Genomic DNA, 16,705 nt, shown 5'->3' on the forward strand with positions numbered 1-16,705 from the left:
CCGGCTGAATCCCCCACTCCACCGCCCTGCATGATGGTCGCCGACACGCGCGGCCGAAGGGAGACGGCGATGAACCGGCGCCGCCCCCTGCCGACCGCCTCGGCACCTGCCCGCCCCCGGATCGTGACGGCCGCCGCGGAGGCTTTCCGCCCCCGGAACCCGGGAGCCGCCGCTGCGGAGGCGTTCCGTCGCGGGAACCTGAGGGCAGCCGTTGGGGGGGCTTTCCGTCGCGGGAACCTGAGGGCAGCCGTTGGGGAGGCTTTCCGCCACCGGAACCTGAGGGCGGCCGTTGCCGAGGTTTTCCCTCACCGGCACCGGTCAGCCGTGGTCTCAGCGGTCGCTCCGCCCTGCACCCAGCGAACCACTTCGGCGTCGTCCGCTCCTCCCATGACCCTGCGTCACCGCTTGTCCGCCGCCTCCTCCCTCGTCCCGCTTCGGACCCTCCTGAGCGTTTCCGCGGCAGCCGCCCTTCTCCTGGGATTGGCACCGGCGGACGGCGGGACCTCCGCGACGCCACGACGGGCGAGTGTCGCCAGGGCCGGCGCCCCGCTCACCGGGAGGCAACCGGCGTCGGCCACCGACGCTCTCCTCCCTCTGCTGCTCACCCGCGGCCACGCCCCCGCCGCCGCTCTGCTGGCCGGTGGGCCGGCCGGCAGCCGTTACGCCCAGGCCGGGACCGGTGTCTCCCGCGCCGACCACTTCCGGGCCGGCAGTCTCACGAAGACCTTCGTCGCGACTGTCGTCCTTCAACTGGCCGCCGAGCACCGGCTGTCCCTCTCGGACACCGTGGAGCAGCACCTGCCGGGGCTGGTGCGCCGAGCGGGCAACGACGGGCGCGCGCTGACCCTGCGTTCCCTGCTCACCCACACCAGCGGGCTGTACGACTTCACCCGGCTCACCGGCGGCACCGTCCCCCTCACTCCGCTCCAGGCCGTACGTCTGGCGCTCACCCACCCTCCGGCCGACCGAGGCCGCTTTTCCTACTCCAACACCAACTACGTACTGCTCGGCATGGTGATCCAGCAGGTCACCGGCCACTCCTACGCCACCGAGGCCGAACGGCGCGTCCTCGCTCCGCTGGGTCTGTCCGGCACCTCCTTCCCTGGCTCCCGCACCACGCTGCCCTCGCCGCACGGCCGCGGTTACGCCGCCGACGGTTCCGATGTCACCGCGCTCGACCCGCGGGTGGCCGGGGCCGCGGGCGAGCTGGTGACCACGCTCGCCGACCTGAACCGCTTCTACGCGGCACTGCTCGGCGGTGAACTGCTGCCCTCGCACTGGCTGCGCGAGATGCTCGACACCCGGGCCGCACATGGCGTGTACGGCATGGGCCTGTACCCGGTGAGGCTGCCGTGCGGCACCACGGTGTGGGGACACAACGGACGGATATCCGGCAGCTACGTGCGCACCGCGGCCACCGTCGACGGCCGTCGCGTCCTCACCTTCCGGGTGAACACGACCGCGATCGCAGACCCCCGCCTCGAACCGGCCCTGCTCGCAGCCGAGTTCTGCCCTCGCACCCGGTAGAACGGACGGGCGCCGAACGGAGATCCCGCCCGGCGCCACACTTTCGGGTGAAGCCCCGCCCCTCCCGCAGCCTGCGAGGCGACGCCGCCAACGGCAGCGCCAACGGCAACGGCAACGGCAACGGCAACGGCAACGGCAACGGCAACGATGGTGCCTACAACGGCACGATGTCCGGCGCTCCCAGTCGTGCCGCGTCCGCCGTCTGGTCGTCCGGCTGGAGCTGCGACTCGCGTTCGGCCTCCACCCGCTTCTCGTAGTGTTCGACCTCGCGCTCGATCTGGTCCTGGTCCCAGCCGAGCACCGGCGCCATCAGCTCGGCGGCCTCGCGGGCACTGCGGGTGCCGCGGTCGAAGGTCTCGATGGAGATGCGGGTACGCCGGGTGAGCACGTCGTCCAGGTGCCGTGCCCCCTCGTGCGAGGCGGCGTAGACGATCTCCGCGCGCAGGTAGTCGTCGGCGAACTGCAGCGGTGCGCCGAGCGAGGGGTCCTTGACGATGAGGTCGAGGAGTTCCTCGGCCATCGAGCCGTAACGGTTCAGCAGGTGCTCGACCCGGACCACGTGCAGCCCGGTCTGCGCCGCGATGCGCGCCCGCGCGTTCCACAGCGCCCGGTAGCCCTCCGCGCCCAGCAGCGGGACCTCCTCGGTGACACAGTCGGCGACGCGCATGTCGAGCCCGTGCACCGCCTCGTCGACGGCGTCCTTGGCCATCACGCGGTACGTCGTGTACTTGCCGCCCGCGACGACGACGAGCCCCGGCGCCGGGTGCGCCACGGTGTGCTCGCGCGACAGCTTGCTGGTGGCGTCGGACTCCCCGGCCAGCAAGGGCCGCAGCCCCGCGTAGACACCCTCGACGTCGTCCCGGGTGAGCGGCACGGCGAGCACGGAGTTGACGTGTTCCAGCAGGTAGTCGATGTCGGCGCTGGAGGCGGCCGGGTGGGCCTTGTCCAGGTTCCACTCGGTGTCGGTGGTGCCGACGATCCAGTGCCGGCCCCAGGGGATGACGAACAGCACGGACTTCTCGGTGCGCAGGATCAGCCCGGTGGAGGAGCTGATGCGGTCGCGCGGCACGACCAGGTGGATGCCCTTGGAGGCGCGGACGTGGAACTGACCGCGCTCCCCCACCATGGCCTGCGTGTCGTCGGTCCACACACCGGTGGCGTTGACGATCTGCTTGGCCCGGACCTCGTACTCGCCGCCGCCCTCGACGTCCCTGACCCGGGCCCCGACGACCCGCTCGCCCTCGCGCAGGAACCCGGTCACGCGCGCCCGGTTGGCCACCTTCGCGCCGTAGGACGCCGCCGTGCGAATGAGGGTGGCGACGAAGCGGGCGTCGTCCATCTGGGCGTCGTAGTACTGCAACGCGCCGACCAGCGCGTCCTTCTTCAAACAGGGTGCCACCCGCAACGCGTGACGGCGCGTCAGGTGCCGGTGCAGAGGCAGGCCCCGCCCGTGGCCACGGGCCATGGACATCCCGTCGTAGAGCGCGACGCCCGAGCCGGCGTACCACCGCTCCCAGCCCTTGTGCTGGAGCGGGTAGAGGAACGGCACCGGCCTCACCAGGTGCGGGGCGAGCCGCTCCAGCAGCAGGCCGCGCTCCTTCAGCGCCTCCCGTACGAGTGCGAAGTCGAGCATCTCCAGATAGCGCAGACCGCCGTGGATCAGTTTGCTGGACCTGCTGGAGGTGCCCGAGGCCCAGTCGCGCGCCTCGACCAGACCCGTGGACAGTCCGCGGGTCACGGCGTCGAGGGCGGTGCCCGCGCCGACGACTCCGCCGCCGATCACCAGCACGTCCAGTTCTCGCTCGGCCATCGCCGCGAGGGACTCGGCGCGCTGCGCCGGCCCCAGTGTCGCTGTCCTCACCGCTGCCTCCCGCATCTCATCCGCGTCGGCCGCACCCGTCGGGCGAAGCCCGGTTCCGGTTCCCAGGTCCTGTCGTCGCACTCACGTCTGCCTCGCGACGTCCGGTCCCAGCCCTCATGCCCAAATTCTGACGGTCTTGCCCGACATCAGCCACCACGCGAGCCACAGCCTGTGGACAACGCCCGGCCACGCCCACGGAAACGCACACGAACAATCCCTCATATCGGTCATATTTACCCGTAGTCTGACATTGCGCTCGCTCATTCTGTCCACCGGGCTTGCGCACCTGTCCCGCTTCGGTTACTGGGAAGGACGGCCCACGCCATGCCCGCAGATCTTGCCGTCATCGGACTCGGCCCGCTCGGCCTGCCCCTGGCGCAGGCCGCCGTCGCCGCCGGTATCCCCACCGTCGGCTACCGCACCGGCCCGGAGGCCTCCTCCCTCACCCCCGCCGAACTGCGCCGGATGCTCTCGGGGGGCTTCCGGCAGCCGACCGGCCCCGCCGAACTGGGCCGCGTCCGCACCGCCGTCATCTGCGCCCCCACCCCGCGCGGCGCCGACGGCGAGCTGGACCTCGGCCAGGTCGAGACGGCCGCGCGCACCCTGGCCGAGCGGCTGCGCCCGCACACCACCGTGATCCTCGAATCCCCCGTGCCGCCCGGCACGACCGAAAACTTCCTGCGCCCCCTGCTGGAACAGGGCTCGGGCCTGCGGGCGGGCCGCGACTTCCACCTCGCCTATTCACCCACTCGGGTGGATCCCGGCAGCCGCGACCACACTCCGGCCAACACCCCCAAGGTCATCGGCGGCCTCACACCCGCGTGCACCGAGTCGGCCGCGGCCTTCTACAGCCGGCTCACCGACAAGGTGGTACGCGCGCGTGGCCTCAGGGAAGCCGAGACCGTGCAGGTACTGGAGACCAACTACCGGCACGTCAACATGGCCCTCGTCAACGAGATGGCCGTCCTGTGCCACGAACTGGGCGTCGACCTGTGGGACGTCATCCGCTGCGCGGAGACCAAGCCCTTCGGCTTCCAGACCTTCCGGCCCGGCCCCGGCGTCGGCGGCCACTCCGTCCCGCAGGACCTGGGCGGGAAGGCCGGCCGCGGCCTGCGCATGGTGGAACTGGCCCAGCAGGTCAACAGCCGCATGCCCCGCTACGTCGTACAGCGCGCCGCCGCCCTGCTCAACGAGCACGGCAAGTCCGCCCGCGGCGCCCGCGTCCTGCTCCTCGGCGTCACCTACAAGCCCGACCTCGCCGACCAGCAGGGCACGCCCGCGGAGGAGATCGCGACGGCCCTGATGAAGCTCGGCGCGGCCGTCAGCTACCACGACCCGCTCGTCCCGTCCTGGAACGTCCTGGACCACCCGGTCCCGCGCGCCGACTCCCTCTACGAGGCCGCCGCCGACGCCGACCTGACGATCCTGCTCCAGCAGCACCGCACGTACGACCTGCAAGGACTCTCGGTGAAGGCGCAGCTGCTCCTGGACACGCGGGGGGCCACGCCTACGGGGGCGGCGCACCGGTTGTGACCGGGGGCGCGCGGTGAAGCCGGATCTCGTCCCGGCCAGTGGGCTTGCGATGGCGTCCCATGGGCACCCCCTCTCCCGCCACGTGCCCGCTGATCAGGCACAACACGCACGCACGCGAAAGGCCGGCCACCCCTTCCCGGGGTGACCGGCCCTTTTCAGCCGTGCGCTGCGGCGACTAGCGCCGGTGCTGCGAGTCCGCCACGGTCACCTCGACGCGCTGGAACTCCTTCAGCTCGCTGTAGCCGGTGGTGGCCATCGCGCGGCGCAGGGCGCCGAAGAAGTTCATCGAGCCGTCCGGCGTGTGGGACGGGCCCGTGAGGATCTCCTCGATCGTGCCGACGGTGCCGAGGTCGACCTTCTGGCCGCGCGGCAGCTCCTCGTTGACGGCCTCCATGCCCCAGTGGTGGCCCTTGCCCGGCGCGTCCGTGCCGCGGGCCAGCGGGGAGCCCATCATCACCGCGTCGGCACCGCAGGCGATCGCCTTGGGCAGGTCGCCGGACCAGCCGACGCCGCCGTCCGCGATCACGTGCACGTACCGGCCGCCGGACTCGTCCATGTAGTCGCGGCGGGCGGCGGCCACGTCGGCGACCGCTGTGGCCATCGGGACCTGGATGCCCAGCACGTTGCGCGTGGTGTGCGCGGCGCCGCCGCCGAAGCCGACGAGGACACCCGCCGCGCCGGTGCGCATCAGGTGCAGCGCGGCGGTGTACGTGGCGCAGCCGCCGACGATCACCGGGACGTCCAGCTCGTAGATGAACTGCTTGAGGTTCAGCGGCTCGTGCGCGGACGACACGTGCTCGGCCGAGACCGTCGTACCGCGGATGACGAAGATGTCCACGCCCGCGTCGACGACGGCCTTGGAGAACTGGGCGGTGCGCTGCGGGGAGAGCGCGGCGGCGGTGACCACGCCCGAGTCGCGCACCTCCTTGATGCGCTGCCCGATCAGCTCCTCCTTGATCGGCGCGGCGTAGACCTCCTGCAGGCGGCGGGTCGCGGCCTCGGCCGGCAGCTCGGCGATCTCGTCGAGCAGCGGCTGCGGGTCCTCGTACCGCGTCCACAGGCCCTCGAGGTTGAGCACGCCGAGGCCGCCCAGCTCGCCGATGCGGATCGCGGTCGCCGGGGAGACGACGGAGTCCATGGGGGCGGCCAGGAAGGGCAGCTCGAAGCGGTAGGCGTCGATCTGCCAGGCGATCGAGACCTCCTTCGGGTCCCGCGTACGGCGGCTGGGGACGACGGCGATGTCGTCGAAGGCGTACGCCCGGCGGCCGCGCTTGCCGCGCCCGATCTCGATCTCAGTCACGTTGGTGGCCTTTCCCTGATGCGTTGCAGCGCCTTCCAGTATCCCCGACGGGTACGACAACGGCGGCCCCGGATGTCCCGGGGCCGCCGTCGCACGGACCTTCACACAAGGGTGGGCGTCACTTGCTGCTGTAGTTCGGCGCCTCGACCGTCATCTGGATGTCGTGCGGGTGGCTCTCCTTGAGACCCGCGGACGTGATCCGGACGAAGCGGCCCTTGGACTCCATCTCCTCGATGGTGGCAGCGCCCACGTAGCCCATGGTCTGGCGCAGACCGCCGACCAGCTGGTGCAGCACGTTGGCCAGCGGGCCGCGGTAGGGCACCTGGCCCTCGACGCCCTCGGGCACGAGCTTGTCGTCGGAGCCGACGTCGGCCTGGAAGTAGCGGTCCTTGGAGTACGACTTGGCCTGGCCGCGGGACTGCATGGCGCCCAGCGAGCCCATGCCGCGGTACGACTTGAACTGCTTGCCGTTGATGAACAGCAGCTCGCCGGGCGACTCCTCGCAGCCGGCGAGGAGGCTGCCGAGCATGACGGTGTCGGCACCGGCGGCCAGCGCCTTGCCGATGTCACCGGAGTACTGCAGACCGCCGTCGCCGATCAGCGGGACGCCGGCCGGGCGAGCGGCGAGGGAGGCCTCGTAGATCGCGGTGACCTGGGGGACGCCGATGCCCGCGACCACTCGGGTGGTGCAGATGGAGCCCGGGCCCACACCGACCTTGATGCCGTCGACACCGGCGTCGATCAGCGCCTGCGCGCCGTCGCGGGTGGCGACGTTGCCGCCGATCACGTCGACGTTCACGCTGGACTTGATCTTCGCCATCCAGCTCAGGGCGTTGCTGTTGTGGCCGTGGGAGGTGTCGACGACCAGGAAGTCCACACCGGCCGCGGCGAGCGCCTGGGCGCGCTCGAGGGCCTCGGGGCTGGCGCCCACGGCGGCACCGACGAGCAGACGGCCCGCGGCGTCCTTGGCGGCGTTCGGGTACTTCTCGGCCTTGACGAAGTCCTTGACGGTGATCAGGCCCTTGAGGACACCGTCGTCGTCGACCAGCGGAAGCTTCTCGATCTTGTGCTTGCGCAGCAGCTCCATGGCCTCGACGCCGGAGATGCCCACCTTGCCGGTGACCAGCGGCATCGGGGTCATGACCTCGCGGACCTGACGGCTGCGGTCGCTCTCGAAGGCCATGTCGCGGTTGGTGACGATGCCGAGCAGCTTGCGGTTGCCGTCCGTGACGGGGACACCGCTGATGCGGAACTTGGCGCACAGCGCATCGGCCTCGGCGAGCGTGGCGTCCGGGTGGATGGTGATGGGGTTGGCCACCATGCCGGACTCGGAGCGCTTCACCAGGTCGACCTGGTTGACCTGGTCCTCGATGGAGAGGTTGCGGTGCAGGACGCCGACGCCGCCGAGGCGCGCCATCGCGATCGCCATGCGGGACTCGGTCACCTTGTCCATCGCCGCCGAGAGCAGCGGGATGTTGACCCGGACGTTGCGGGAGATGCGGGACGAGGTGTCGACCGCGTTGGGGAGCACCTCGGATGCACCCGGCAGCAGCAGCACGTCGTCGTAGGTCAGCCCGAGTGTCGCGAATTTACCGGGCACTCCGTCGACGTTGGCAGTCATGACACCTTCCCCAAATGGCCTTGATCGGTGCGGATGTCCATGCTAACGGGAGATGGACCCGTCTCATTCCACGGTTGTGGACCGCTTCAGGCTTCGTATGTTCGTACGGAAACCAGTGGTCGCCTGTTCAATCAAGGCGCCGATCCGGCCGGGCCCAGGCACAGTTACTGCTCGGCGAGCGCCCGGAGCCGGCTCAGCGCACGGTGCTGCGCCACCCGGACCGCGCCGGGTGACATTCCCAACATCTGGCCGGTCTCCTCGGCGGTGAGGCCCACCGCGATGCGCAGCAGCAGCAGCTCGCGCTGGTTCTCCGGGAGGTTGGCCAGCAGTTTCTTCGCCCACTCGGCGTCGCTGCTGAGCAGGGCGCGCTCCTCGGGGCCCAGGGAGTCGTCGGGCCGCTCGGGCATCTCGTCGGACGGCACGGCCGTCGAGCCCGGGTGCCGCATCGCCGCCCGCTGCAGGTCGGCGACCTTGTGCGCGGCGATGGCGAAGACGAACGCCTCGAAAGGCCGGCCGGTGTCCTTGTAGCGCGGCAGCGCGAGCAGCACGGCGACGCAGACCTCCTGAGCGAGGTCCTCGACGAAATGCCGGGCGTCGCCGGGCAGCCGCGACAGCCTCGTACGGCAGTAGCGCAGCGCCAGGGGATGGACGTGGGCGAGCAGGTCGTGCGTGGCCTGTTCGTCGCCGTCCACCGCGCGGTGCACGAGTGGCCCGATCGCCCCCTGGGCAGGAGTGGCCGCCTCGTCGTCACGCATCGGTCCATGGTGCCCTGCGGCTCTGACGTCCGTGGCACCGCGCTCGGCGTTGTGCACCGAAGCGTTATGAGCAGGTGCGCCGGAACTCATCCCCTGCGCCCTCCCCTTCCGCTCGACCGACTCGTCCCCGAGGAACTCCACACCTCAAGGATGCGGCATCGGCGCCGAAACGAGCAGCGGGCGTCCGCGAGGACTCTCCCGCGGGGCGGCGAACGCCGGTACGCGTGCGTACGGGGGCGCACCCCCGCCGCGCCCGCCCGCCCGGCCGACGGCGCCCCGCCGAGACCCGCCCCGTGGGCCTCCGACCTGGGACACCGAGCCGGATCCGCCCCGTCGGCCCGGGGCGGCGGCCACGCTCCGGACACGCGGGGCAGCGGCGCTCCGGCAGCGCAGGTCACGGCTCCGGCGGCGGCAGGAAGGAGATGCGTCACGCCCTGGAGACGCACGGCTGCGGCACGGCGAGGGCGGCCGCCGCCGCAGGAAACTCCGGAGACCCCGCGCGGTACGCAGTACAGCCCCGCGCCCGGGACACGGCACCGTCCGGCGCCGGAGGAATCATCCAGCCGCGCCCGGCGCGAGCCGGGAGCCGGGATACGGCGCCGGTGCGACGCGTCGCCGTGGGAAACACCCGGCCGGGAGCCCTGCGACCGCGGCGGCTCGTGGTGCGGAACGCCTGGTACCCGGAGCCGGACGCCGCCCCGCGCCGGACGGGGCGCGCCGGTCGGCGTGCGGGCACCCGGCATGTCGTAGGCCCCGGCCAGGCCTCCCCGGCACCGCACACGACACGGACCACCTGCCGGACACCCCCGACGGCCCGCGCGGTGCCGCTCGCGCTCGCCGCGCGTGCGGGCGTTCCGCGTGCGGGCGTCGTGTGCCACCCCGTTCGCGCATGTGGACAAGGCACCGTCGCCCTTCGCCGACCCGGTGCGGCGGACAGGCCCTAGCGGACCAGGCCCCAGCGGAAGCCGAGCGCCACCGCGTGCGCGCGGTCGGAGGCGCCGAGCTTCTTGAACAGGCGCCGGGCGTGGGTCTTGACGGTGTCCTCGGAGAGGAACAGCTCACGGCCGATCTCGGCGTTGGAGCGGCCGTGGCTCATGCCCTCCAGCACCTGGATCTCGCGTGCGGTGAGAGTGGGCGCGGCGCCCATCTCCGCCGAGCGCAGACGGCGCGGCGCCAGGCGCCAGGTCGGGTCGGCCAGTGCCTGCGTCACCGTGGCGCGCAGCTCGGCGCGCGAGGCGTCCTTGTGCAGATAGCCGCGGGCGCCGGCGGCGACCGCGAGGGCCACGCCGTCGAGGTCCTCGGCGACGGTCAGCATGATGATGCGCGCCCCGGGGTCGGCCGACAGCAGTCGGCGGACGGTCTCGACACCGCCCAGGCCGGGCATGCGGACGTCCATCAGAATGAGGTCCGAGCGGTCGGCACCCCAGCGGCGGAGGACTTCCTCGCCGTTGGCCGCCGTCGTCACACGCTCGACGCCGGGCACGGTCGCGACCGCGCGGCGGAGCGCCTCTCGGGCAAGCGGGGAGTCGTCGCAGACGAGGACGGAAGTCATGGCCGCCCTCCGCAGCTGATGCGCGTCACCTTGTGCCTCCAGGCTGGTACGAAATCGTCACCTGTGCGGTCGACCGTCTCGGACGCCTGCCCGAGCCCTTGTGTTTTCAACCGCCTCCGCACTCTCAACGACGGTCACTCGAAAGAGTTACGGGGCCATCTGCCATCTTCGGCACTCTACGTGAGGGGGCGAACACAGTGGAGACACACAGGGCCAACCCTCAAGCTTTCATCACAACCATGCCCCATTTGGCCCCATTTCTTCCCATGCGCTGGTGTCTGAGGCTAGATTCGCAATGAGTCATATTTTCATCTCCTTAGATCGTAGTTGTACGGTCGTGGGCACCGTATCCACTCAGAACGGCTGCAAGGGGTCACGTAATGGCAGATTTCTCCCGCCTTCCCGGACCGAACGCGGACCTGTGGGACTGGCAGCTGCTCGCTGCCTGCCGCGGTGTGGACAGCTCCCTCTTCTTTCATCCGGAGGGTGAGCGCGGTGCGGCGCGGAGTGCTCGCGAGAACTCGGCCAAAGAGGTCTGCATGAGGTGCCCGGTCCGCGCCCAGTGCGCGGCACACGCTCTGGCGGTGCGTGAACCGTACGGCGTGTGGGGCGGGTTGACCGAGGACGAGCGCGAAGAGCTCATGGGGCGGGCACGCAACCGCCTGGTGACGGCGTCGGCCGGCGGGAATGCCGGTTCGAACACCTGAAGGAACGTTTCTGCATCACCCCCAGGGCACGCCCGACCGCGTGCCCTTTTCTTCGGCGCCCCTCGGACGCCCGTCGCCGCTACCGCCGTGCCGTACGAGCCAGCTGCTCCAGCGTCGCCGCGACCGCCGGCACCTGGGACAGATCCGGCAGGGTGAGGGCGACGATCTCCCGCCGTACCGACGGTTCAAGCGTCAACATGCGTACGCCGCGGGGGCGCACGGACTCCACGGCGAGCTGGGGCAGGACGGCGACGCCCAGACCTGCGCCGACCAGGCCGACCACCGCGGGGTAGTCGTCGGTGGCGAAGTCGATGCGGGGCGTGAAGCCCGCACCCTCGCAGACCTCGACCAGCTGGCCCCGGCAGCGCGGGCAGCCCGCGATCCACGGCTCGTCGGCCAGCGCCCCGATGGCCAGGGGCTCCGCACGCGCCGCGAGGGGGTGCCGTTCGGGCAGCAACGCGACGAGACGATCCGTCAGCAGCGGCCGTACGACAAGGTCGTCCCACTCCTCGGCGCCCGCCGCGCCCTCGTAGCGGAAGGCGAGCGTGATGTCGCAGTCGCCCTCGCGCAGCAGCTCCACGGACCGGGGCGGTTCGGCCTCCTCCAGGGAGACCCGGGTGCCGGGGTGGGCGGCGCGCAGGGCGGCCAGGGCGGTGGGGACGAGGGTGGAGCTGCCGCTGGGGAAGGAGACGAGACGGACCCGGCCGGCGCGCAGCCCGGCGATGGCGGCGACCTCCTCCTCGGCGGCGGTCAGCCCGGCGAGGATGCCGGTCGCGTGCCGCACCAGGGCCTCGCCGGCCTGGGTCAGCCGCATCTCCCGTCCGGTGCGCACCAGCAGCGGGGTGCCGACGGAGCCCTCCAGGGCCTTCATCTGCTGGCTCACGGCGGGCTGGGTGCAGCCCAGCTCGCGGGCCGCGGCGGAGAAGGAGCCGGTGGTGGCCACGGCGCGCAGGACACGGAGATGACGAGCCTCGATCACCCCTCAAGCATAAGGGAAGCTTGGATTCCGCGCAGAATAACGCGTCGACACTTTGAGGTCCGCTCGCTACCGTGCCTCCATGAAGCTTCTGTCTCTCAATGTGGGCCAGGCCCGGGCCGTCCCCTTCACCGACCAGCCGGACGGGCTGACCGGCATCGACAAGCGCCCGGTGGACGGGCCGGTCAAGGTGACGGCGCCGGGGCCGAAGGGGATCGGCGCGAGCGGGCTGGCCGGGGACGCGGTGTGCGACACCCGCCACCACGGCGGCGACGACCAGGCGGTGTACGCCTTCGCCCGCGAGGACCTGGACGACTGGGAGCGCGAACTGGGGCGGGAGCTGGTCAACGGCACGTTCGGCGAGAACCTCACGACCCGGGGCGTGGACGTCTGCGGCGCGCTGATCGGCGAGCGCTGGCGGATCGGCCCGGACGTGGTGCTCGAGGTGACCAGCGGACGCATTCCCTGCCGTACCTTCCAGGAGCACCTGGGTGAGAAGGGGTGGGTACGCCGGTTCACGCACCGGGGCGCGCCGGGGGCGTATCTCCGGGTGATCGAGCCTGGGGAGATCCGCGCGGGCGATGCGATCGAGGTCGTGCACCGGCCGGAGCACGACGTGACCGTGGCGGTGCAGTTCCGAGCCGTCACCACCGAGCGCGAGCTGCTGCCGCGGCTGCTCGCGGCCGGCGCGGCGCTGCACCCGGACTCGCTGGCGGCGGCGCGCAAGTACATCGGGCAGCAGGGCCGCTGACCTCATGTCAGGCCGGGGGTGCGCAGCGCGGAGTCTGTCAGTCCGGGTAACTAGTCTTGGCGCATGACAACGGCTCTGATTACGGGATCGACCGCGGGGATCGGTGCCGCGTTCGCGCGGCGGCTGGCGGCTGACGGGCACAACCTCGTGCTGGTGGCCCGGGACACCAAGCGGCTGCGCGAGCAGGCGACCGAGCTGCACGACCGGCACGGCATCGAGGCGGAGGTGCTGACCGCCGACCTGGCCACGGACGACGGCATCGAGGCGGTCGCCGCCCGCCTCGGCGACCGGCGCAGCCCCGTCGACCTGCTGATCAACAACGCCGGCTTCGGCAACAAGGGCCGCTATCTCGAGGTCCCGATGGCCGACGAGCTGAGGATGCTGAAGGTGCACTGCGAGGCGGTGCTGCGGCTGACGTCGGCGGCGACGGAGGCGATGCGCGAGCGCGGCCGGGGCGGCGTCGTCAACGTGGCGTCGGTCGCCGCCTTCGTGCCGCGCGGCACGTACGGGGCGTCCAAGGCGTGGGTCGTGCAGTTCTCCCAGGGCGCGGCGCGCGACCTGGCGGGCAGCGGCGTACGGCTGATGGCGCTGTGCCCGGGCTTCGTCCGCACGGAGTTCCACCAGCGGGCCGGGATGGGCACGGACAACATCCCGAACTGGATGTGGCTGGACGCCGACAAGGTCGTCGCGACGGCCCTCGCCGACCTGGCCCGCGGCCGCACCCTGTCCATTCCGGACCCCCGCTACAAGGCCCTGCTGGGCGCGGCGAAGCTCGTCCCGAGGGGGCTGCTGGGCGGGCTCACGTCACGGACGGGACGGAAGTACGGGCCGCAGTAGCGACAGGTGAGGGCGGCTGTCCGGTGGGAAAATGAAACGACGGACACACCGGACCCACGGGGGGACCGGAGGCGGCGCCATGACGTTCGTGCAGCTCATCGATTGCAAGACCAGCCGGTTCGACGAGATGGACCGGCTGATGGACACCTGGGTCGAGAAGACCAAGGGGAAGCGGACGGCGACGCACGCCGTGGTCGGCAAGGACCGCTCCGACGCGTCGCACTTCATCGAGATCGTGGAGTTTCCCTCGTACGAGGAGGCGATGCGGAACTCCAACATGCCCGAGACGGACCGGATCTTCCGGGACATGGTCGCCCTGTGCGACGAGATGCCGTCCTTCACCGACCTGGACGTGGTGCGAGACGACCAGTTGTCCGAGGACACCGTGCGGCGCTTCTTCGCCACGCTGGGGACGGCCGGCGACCTGCCGCCGCTCAACGACCTGCTGGACGAGGACATCCACAGCCACGACCCGATCAATCCGCAGGACACCCTCGGACTGGACGCCATGCGCAGCGAGTTCCGGATGTGGCGCGCCGCGTTCGACTTCTCCTTCACGGTCGAGGACGTGCTCGCCCACGAGAACCGGGTCTGCGCGCGGTGGACCTGGAACGCCACGCACACGGGCGACTTCCTCGGCATCGCGCCCACGGGCAAGCAGGTCACCATGACCGGAACAACCTGGTTCCGCCTGAGCGGCGACGGCAAGATCGCCGAGTTGTGGTGGCAGCACGACCAGCTGGGCCTGATGCAGCAGCTGGGCGCACTGGAGACGCTGGAGCGCTAGCGACGCGAGAGGCCCGGCACCCCAGGGGGTGCCGGGCCTCAGTGCTGACGTGCGTCAGTGGGCGTGGCCGTGGCCCGCGGCAGCCGGCTCTTCCTCTTCCTTCTTCTCGACGACCAGGGTCTCGGTCGTGAGCAGCAGGGAGGCGATGGAGGCGGCGTTCTCCAGGGCGGAGCGGGTGACCTTGACCGGGTCGATGACGCCGGCCTTGACCAGGTCGCCGTACTCGCCGGTGGCGGCGTTGAAGCCCTGGCCCTTGTCGAGCTCGGCGACCTTGGAGGTGATGACGTAGCCCTCCAGGCCGGCGTTCTCGGCGATCCAGCGCAGCGGCTCGACGGCGGCCTTGCGGACCACGGAGACACCGGTGGCCTCGTCGCCGGTCTTGCCGAGGTTGCCCTCGAGGACCTTGACGGCGTGGACCAGAGCGGAGCCACCACCGGAGACGATGCCCTCCTCGACCGCGGCGCGGGTCGCGGAGATGGCGTCCTCCAGACGGTGCTTCTTCTCCTTCAGCTCCACCTCGGTGGCGGCGCCGACCTTGATCACGCACACGCCGCCGGCCAGCTTCGCGAGGCGCTCCTGGAGCTTCTCGCGGTCCCAGTCGGAGTCGGTGTTCTCGATCTCGGCCTTGATCTGCGCGACGCGGCCCTGGACGTCCGCGGAGTTGCCGGCACCGTCGACGATCGTGGTGTCGTCCTTGGTGACGGTGACGCGGCGGGCGGAGCCGAGCACGTCGAGACCGACCTGGTCGAGCTTGAGGCCGACCTCCTCGGAGATGACGGTGGCGCCGGTCAGGACGGCCATGTCCTGCAGCATCGCCTTACGGCGGTCGCCGAAGCCGGGGGCCTTCACCGCGACGGCGTTGAAGGTGCCGCGGATCTTGTTGACGACCAGGGTCGACAGGGCCTCGCCCTCGACGTCCTCGGCGATGATCAGCAGCGGCTTGGAGGAGCCGGCCTGGATGACCTTCTCCAGCAGCGGCAGCAGGTCGGCGATGGCGCCGATCTTGCCCTGCGTGATCAGGATGTACGGGTCGTCGAGGACGGCCTCCATACGCTCCTGGTCGGTCACGAAGTACGGGGACAGGTAGCCCTTGTCGAAGGCCATGCCCTCGGTGAAGTCGAGCTCCAGACCGAAGGTGTTGGACTCCTCGACGGTGATGACACCGTCCTTGCCGACCTTGTCCATCGCCTCGGCGATGAGCTCGCCGACCTGGCTGTCCTGGGCGGACAGACCGGCGACGGCGGCGATGTCGGACTTCTCGTCGATCGGGCGCGCGGTCGCGAGGAGCTCCTCGGACACGGCCTTGACCGCGGCGTCGATGCCCTTCTTCAGGGCGGCCGGGGAGGCGCCGGCGGCGACGTTCTTCAGACCCTCGCGGACGAGTGCCTGGGCCAGCACGGTCGCGGTGGTCGTACCGTCACCCGCGATGTCGTTGGTCTTGGTCGCCACCTCCTTGACCAGCTGGGCGCCGAGGTTCTCGTACGGGTCCTCGACCTCCACCTCACGGGCGATGGTCACGCCGTCGTTGGTGATGGTCGGGGCGCCGAACTTCTTGTCGATGACGACGTTGCGGCCCTTGGGGCCGATGGTCACCTTGACGGTGTCGGCAAGCTTGTTGACGCCGCGCTCGAGGGCGCGACGGGCGTCCTCGTCGAACTTCAGGATCTTCGCCATGGCAGCGGGAGCCCTCTCGGAAATCTCGTGGGTAAAACGACTGCGCCCCGGCGCCCGGCTTCGTTATCGGTCGCAGGGGCCAGGGGCGCAGCTGAAAAGCAGAGCTTCGGGTGAAGTGTGCTTACTTCTCGATGATCGCGAGCACGTCGCGGGCCGAGAGAACGAGGTACTCCTCGTTGTTGTACTTCACCTCGGTGCCGCCGTACTTGCTGTAGAGCACCACGTCGCCGACCTTCACGTCGAGCGGCAGACGGTTGCCGTCCTCGAAGCGACCCGGGCCAACGGCCAGGACGACGCCCTCCTGGGGCTTCTCCTTGGCGGTGTCCGGGATGACCAGGCCGGAGGCCGTGGTCTGCTCGGCGTCGAGCGGCTGGACCACAATGCGGTCCTCGAGCGGCTTGATGGCAACCTTGGAGCTGGCGGTCGTCACGATCCGACCTCCCCCTTCGGAGATCTCACGGGGTTAACTGTCTGAGGTGGCGACCAGGTCGATCCGTCGTCGCGGGTGCCGGACCTGCCCGTCGCTGTGTTGGCACTCTCATCTGCCGAGTGCCAGAGCCGAGACTATGACCGGGATTAGCACTCGGTCAAGCGGAGTGCCAATTACCGTGCGGCGCGCCGCAGGATCCGGGTCGGGTACGTGGTCCGGCGGACCGAGCGCACGGACTGCCGGCAGCCCTGCCGGTCGGAGGCGCGCGCCACCGCGTCGGTGCACTCGCGCACGGCGGTGAGGGGCCGGGGTGGGGGGTGTCCGCCCGCAGCGTCCGGCACCGGCACAGGGTGCCCTCGTCGGGGACGGGCGGCCGGACCGAGGACGGACACCC

15 protein-coding genes are annotated in these 16,705 nt (G+C 71.1%); 6 read left to right on the top strand and 9 right to left on the bottom strand.

From position 1 onward, the window contains the following. The first annotated feature begins 387 nt into the window (after window positions 1–387). Entirely contained in the window at window positions 388–1,527 is a 1,140-nt protein-coding gene (locus tag ACZ67Q_RS32210; protein WP_471189414.1) for a serine hydrolase domain-containing protein, read from the top strand. 154 nt (window positions 1,528–1,681) lie between these two features. Here ACZ67Q_RS32210 and ACZ67Q_RS32215 read toward each other — a convergent pair whose 3' ends face one another. Further along, entirely contained in the window at window positions 1,682–3,388 is a 1,707-nt protein-coding gene (locus ACZ67Q_RS32215) for a glycerol-3-phosphate dehydrogenase/oxidase (protein WP_471189415.1), read from the bottom strand. 324 nt (window positions 3,389–3,712) lie between these two features. On the opposite strand from ACZ67Q_RS32215, the gene ACZ67Q_RS32220 reads away from it, so the two are divergent. Continuing rightward, window positions 3,713–4,921: a nucleotide sugar dehydrogenase gene (locus ACZ67Q_RS32220; protein ID WP_471189417.1), complete on the top strand. Its 1,209-nt coding sequence runs from the start codon at window positions 3,713–3,715 to the stop codon at window positions 4,919–4,921. A 175-nt stretch (window positions 4,922–5,096) separates the two neighbouring features. On the opposite strand, the gene ACZ67Q_RS32225 is transcribed toward ACZ67Q_RS32220, so the two are convergent. The 4 genes from ACZ67Q_RS32225 to ACZ67Q_RS32240 form a co-directional block, all read right to left on the bottom strand. Then, complete coding sequence (locus ACZ67Q_RS32225; RefSeq protein WP_469811714.1) at window positions 5,097–6,221, bottom strand: GuaB3 family IMP dehydrogenase-related protein; 1,125 nt, start codon at window positions 6,219–6,221, stop codon at window positions 5,097–5,099. A gap of 118 nt (window positions 6,222–6,339) precedes the next feature. Then, window positions 6,340–7,842: an IMP dehydrogenase gene (gene guaB / locus ACZ67Q_RS32230; RefSeq protein WP_471189419.1), complete on the bottom strand. Its 1,503-nt coding sequence runs from the start codon at window positions 7,840–7,842 to the stop codon at window positions 6,340–6,342. A 164-nt stretch (window positions 7,843–8,006) separates the two neighbouring features. After that, window positions 8,007–8,597 carry a sigma-70 family RNA polymerase sigma factor gene (locus tag ACZ67Q_RS32235; protein ID WP_103781490.1) on the bottom strand — a complete coding sequence of 197 codons (591 nt, stop codon included), beginning with the start codon at window positions 8,595–8,597 and terminating at the stop codon, window positions 8,007–8,009. A gap of 940 nt (window positions 8,598–9,537) precedes the next feature. Beyond that, window positions 9,538–10,149, bottom strand: coding sequence for a response regulator transcription factor (locus ACZ67Q_RS32240; RefSeq protein ID WP_003948568.1), 612 nt, complete (start codon window positions 10,147–10,149; stop codon window positions 9,538–9,540). A 380-nt stretch (window positions 10,150–10,529) separates the two neighbouring features. On the opposite strand from ACZ67Q_RS32240, the gene ACZ67Q_RS32245 reads away from it, so the two are divergent. Beyond that, window positions 10,530–10,856 carry a WhiB family transcriptional regulator gene (locus ACZ67Q_RS32245; RefSeq protein ID WP_361632180.1) on the top strand — a complete coding sequence of 109 codons (327 nt, stop codon included), beginning with the start codon at window positions 10,530–10,532 and terminating at the stop codon, window positions 10,854–10,856. 79 nt (window positions 10,857–10,935) lie between these two features. Here ACZ67Q_RS32245 and ACZ67Q_RS32250 read toward each other — a convergent pair whose 3' ends face one another. Further along, the gene (locus ACZ67Q_RS32250) at window positions 10,936–11,835 is read right to left on the bottom strand and encodes a LysR family transcriptional regulator (RefSeq protein ID WP_471189421.1); all 900 of its coding nucleotides are present in this window, start codon (window positions 11,833–11,835) and stop codon (window positions 10,936–10,938) included. Between the two features lie 79 nt (window positions 11,836–11,914). Between ACZ67Q_RS32250 and ACZ67Q_RS32255 the strand changes: the two genes are divergently transcribed. From ACZ67Q_RS32255 to ACZ67Q_RS32265, 3 genes are all read left to right on the top strand, one after another. Further along, window positions 11,915–12,583, top strand: coding sequence for an MOSC domain-containing protein (locus ACZ67Q_RS32255; protein WP_471189422.1), 669 nt, complete (start codon window positions 11,915–11,917; stop codon window positions 12,581–12,583). Between the two features lie 63 nt (window positions 12,584–12,646). Next, window positions 12,647–13,420 carry an SDR family NAD(P)-dependent oxidoreductase gene (locus ACZ67Q_RS32260; RefSeq protein WP_471189424.1) on the top strand — a complete coding sequence of 258 codons (774 nt, stop codon included), beginning with the start codon at window positions 12,647–12,649 and terminating at the stop codon, window positions 13,418–13,420. Between the two features lie 79 nt (window positions 13,421–13,499). Beyond that, window positions 13,500–14,207: an ester cyclase gene (locus tag ACZ67Q_RS32265; protein WP_471189425.1), complete on the top strand. Its 708-nt coding sequence runs from the start codon at window positions 13,500–13,502 to the stop codon at window positions 14,205–14,207. 54 nt (window positions 14,208–14,261) lie between these two features. Here ACZ67Q_RS32265 and groL read toward each other — a convergent pair whose 3' ends face one another. The 3 genes from groL to ACZ67Q_RS32280 form a co-directional block, all read right to left on the bottom strand. Continuing rightward, window positions 14,262–15,881 (bottom strand): chaperonin GroEL, encoded by a 1,620-nt coding sequence (gene groL, locus ACZ67Q_RS32270; protein WP_471189427.1) that lies wholly within the window; start codon window positions 15,879–15,881, stop codon window positions 14,262–14,264. A gap of 121 nt (window positions 15,882–16,002) precedes the next feature. Continuing rightward, window positions 16,003–16,311, bottom strand: a complete 309-nt coding sequence (gene groES, locus ACZ67Q_RS32275) for a co-chaperone GroES (protein ID WP_009190181.1) — start codon at window positions 16,309–16,311, stop codon at window positions 16,003–16,005. A 173-nt stretch (window positions 16,312–16,484) separates the two neighbouring features. Then, window positions 16,485–16,705: hypothetical protein (locus tag ACZ67Q_RS32280; RefSeq protein WP_471189430.1), on the bottom strand; the 221-nt coding region annotated here is incomplete at its 5' end.

Source organism: Streptomyces sp. NPDC036813 (assembly GCF_055609245.1).

Coding starts and splice junctions, on each gene's coding strand:
- ACZ67Q_RS32260 (WP_471189424.1), top strand. CDS start 12,647: ATGACAACGGCTCTGATTACGGGATCGACCGCGGGGATCGGTGCCGCG.
- ACZ67Q_RS32240 (WP_003948568.1), bottom strand. CDS start 10,149: ATGACTTCCGTCCTCGTCTGCGACGACTCCCCGCTTGCCCGAGAGGCG.
- ACZ67Q_RS32235 (WP_103781490.1), bottom strand. CDS start 8,597: ATGCGTGACGACGAGGCGGCCACTCCTGCCCAGGGGGCGATCGGGCCA.
- ACZ67Q_RS32210 (WP_471189414.1), top strand. CDS start 388: ATGACCCTGCGTCACCGCTTGTCCGCCGCCTCCTCCCTCGTCCCGCTT.
- ACZ67Q_RS32255 (WP_471189422.1), top strand. CDS start 11,915: ATGAAGCTTCTGTCTCTCAATGTGGGCCAGGCCCGGGCCGTCCCCTTC.
- ACZ67Q_RS32220 (WP_471189417.1), top strand. CDS start 3,713: ATGCCCGCAGATCTTGCCGTCATCGGACTCGGCCCGCTCGGCCTGCCC.
- groL (WP_471189427.1), bottom strand. CDS start 15,881: ATGGCGAAGATCCTGAAGTTCGACGAGGACGCCCGTCGCGCCCTCGAG.
- guaB (WP_471189419.1), bottom strand. CDS start 7,842: ATGACTGCCAACGTCGACGGAGTGCCCGGTAAATTCGCGACACTCGGG.
- ACZ67Q_RS32245 (WP_361632180.1), top strand. CDS start 10,530: ATGGCAGATTTCTCCCGCCTTCCCGGACCGAACGCGGACCTGTGGGAC.
- ACZ67Q_RS32265 (WP_471189425.1), top strand. CDS start 13,500: ATGACGTTCGTGCAGCTCATCGATTGCAAGACCAGCCGGTTCGACGAG.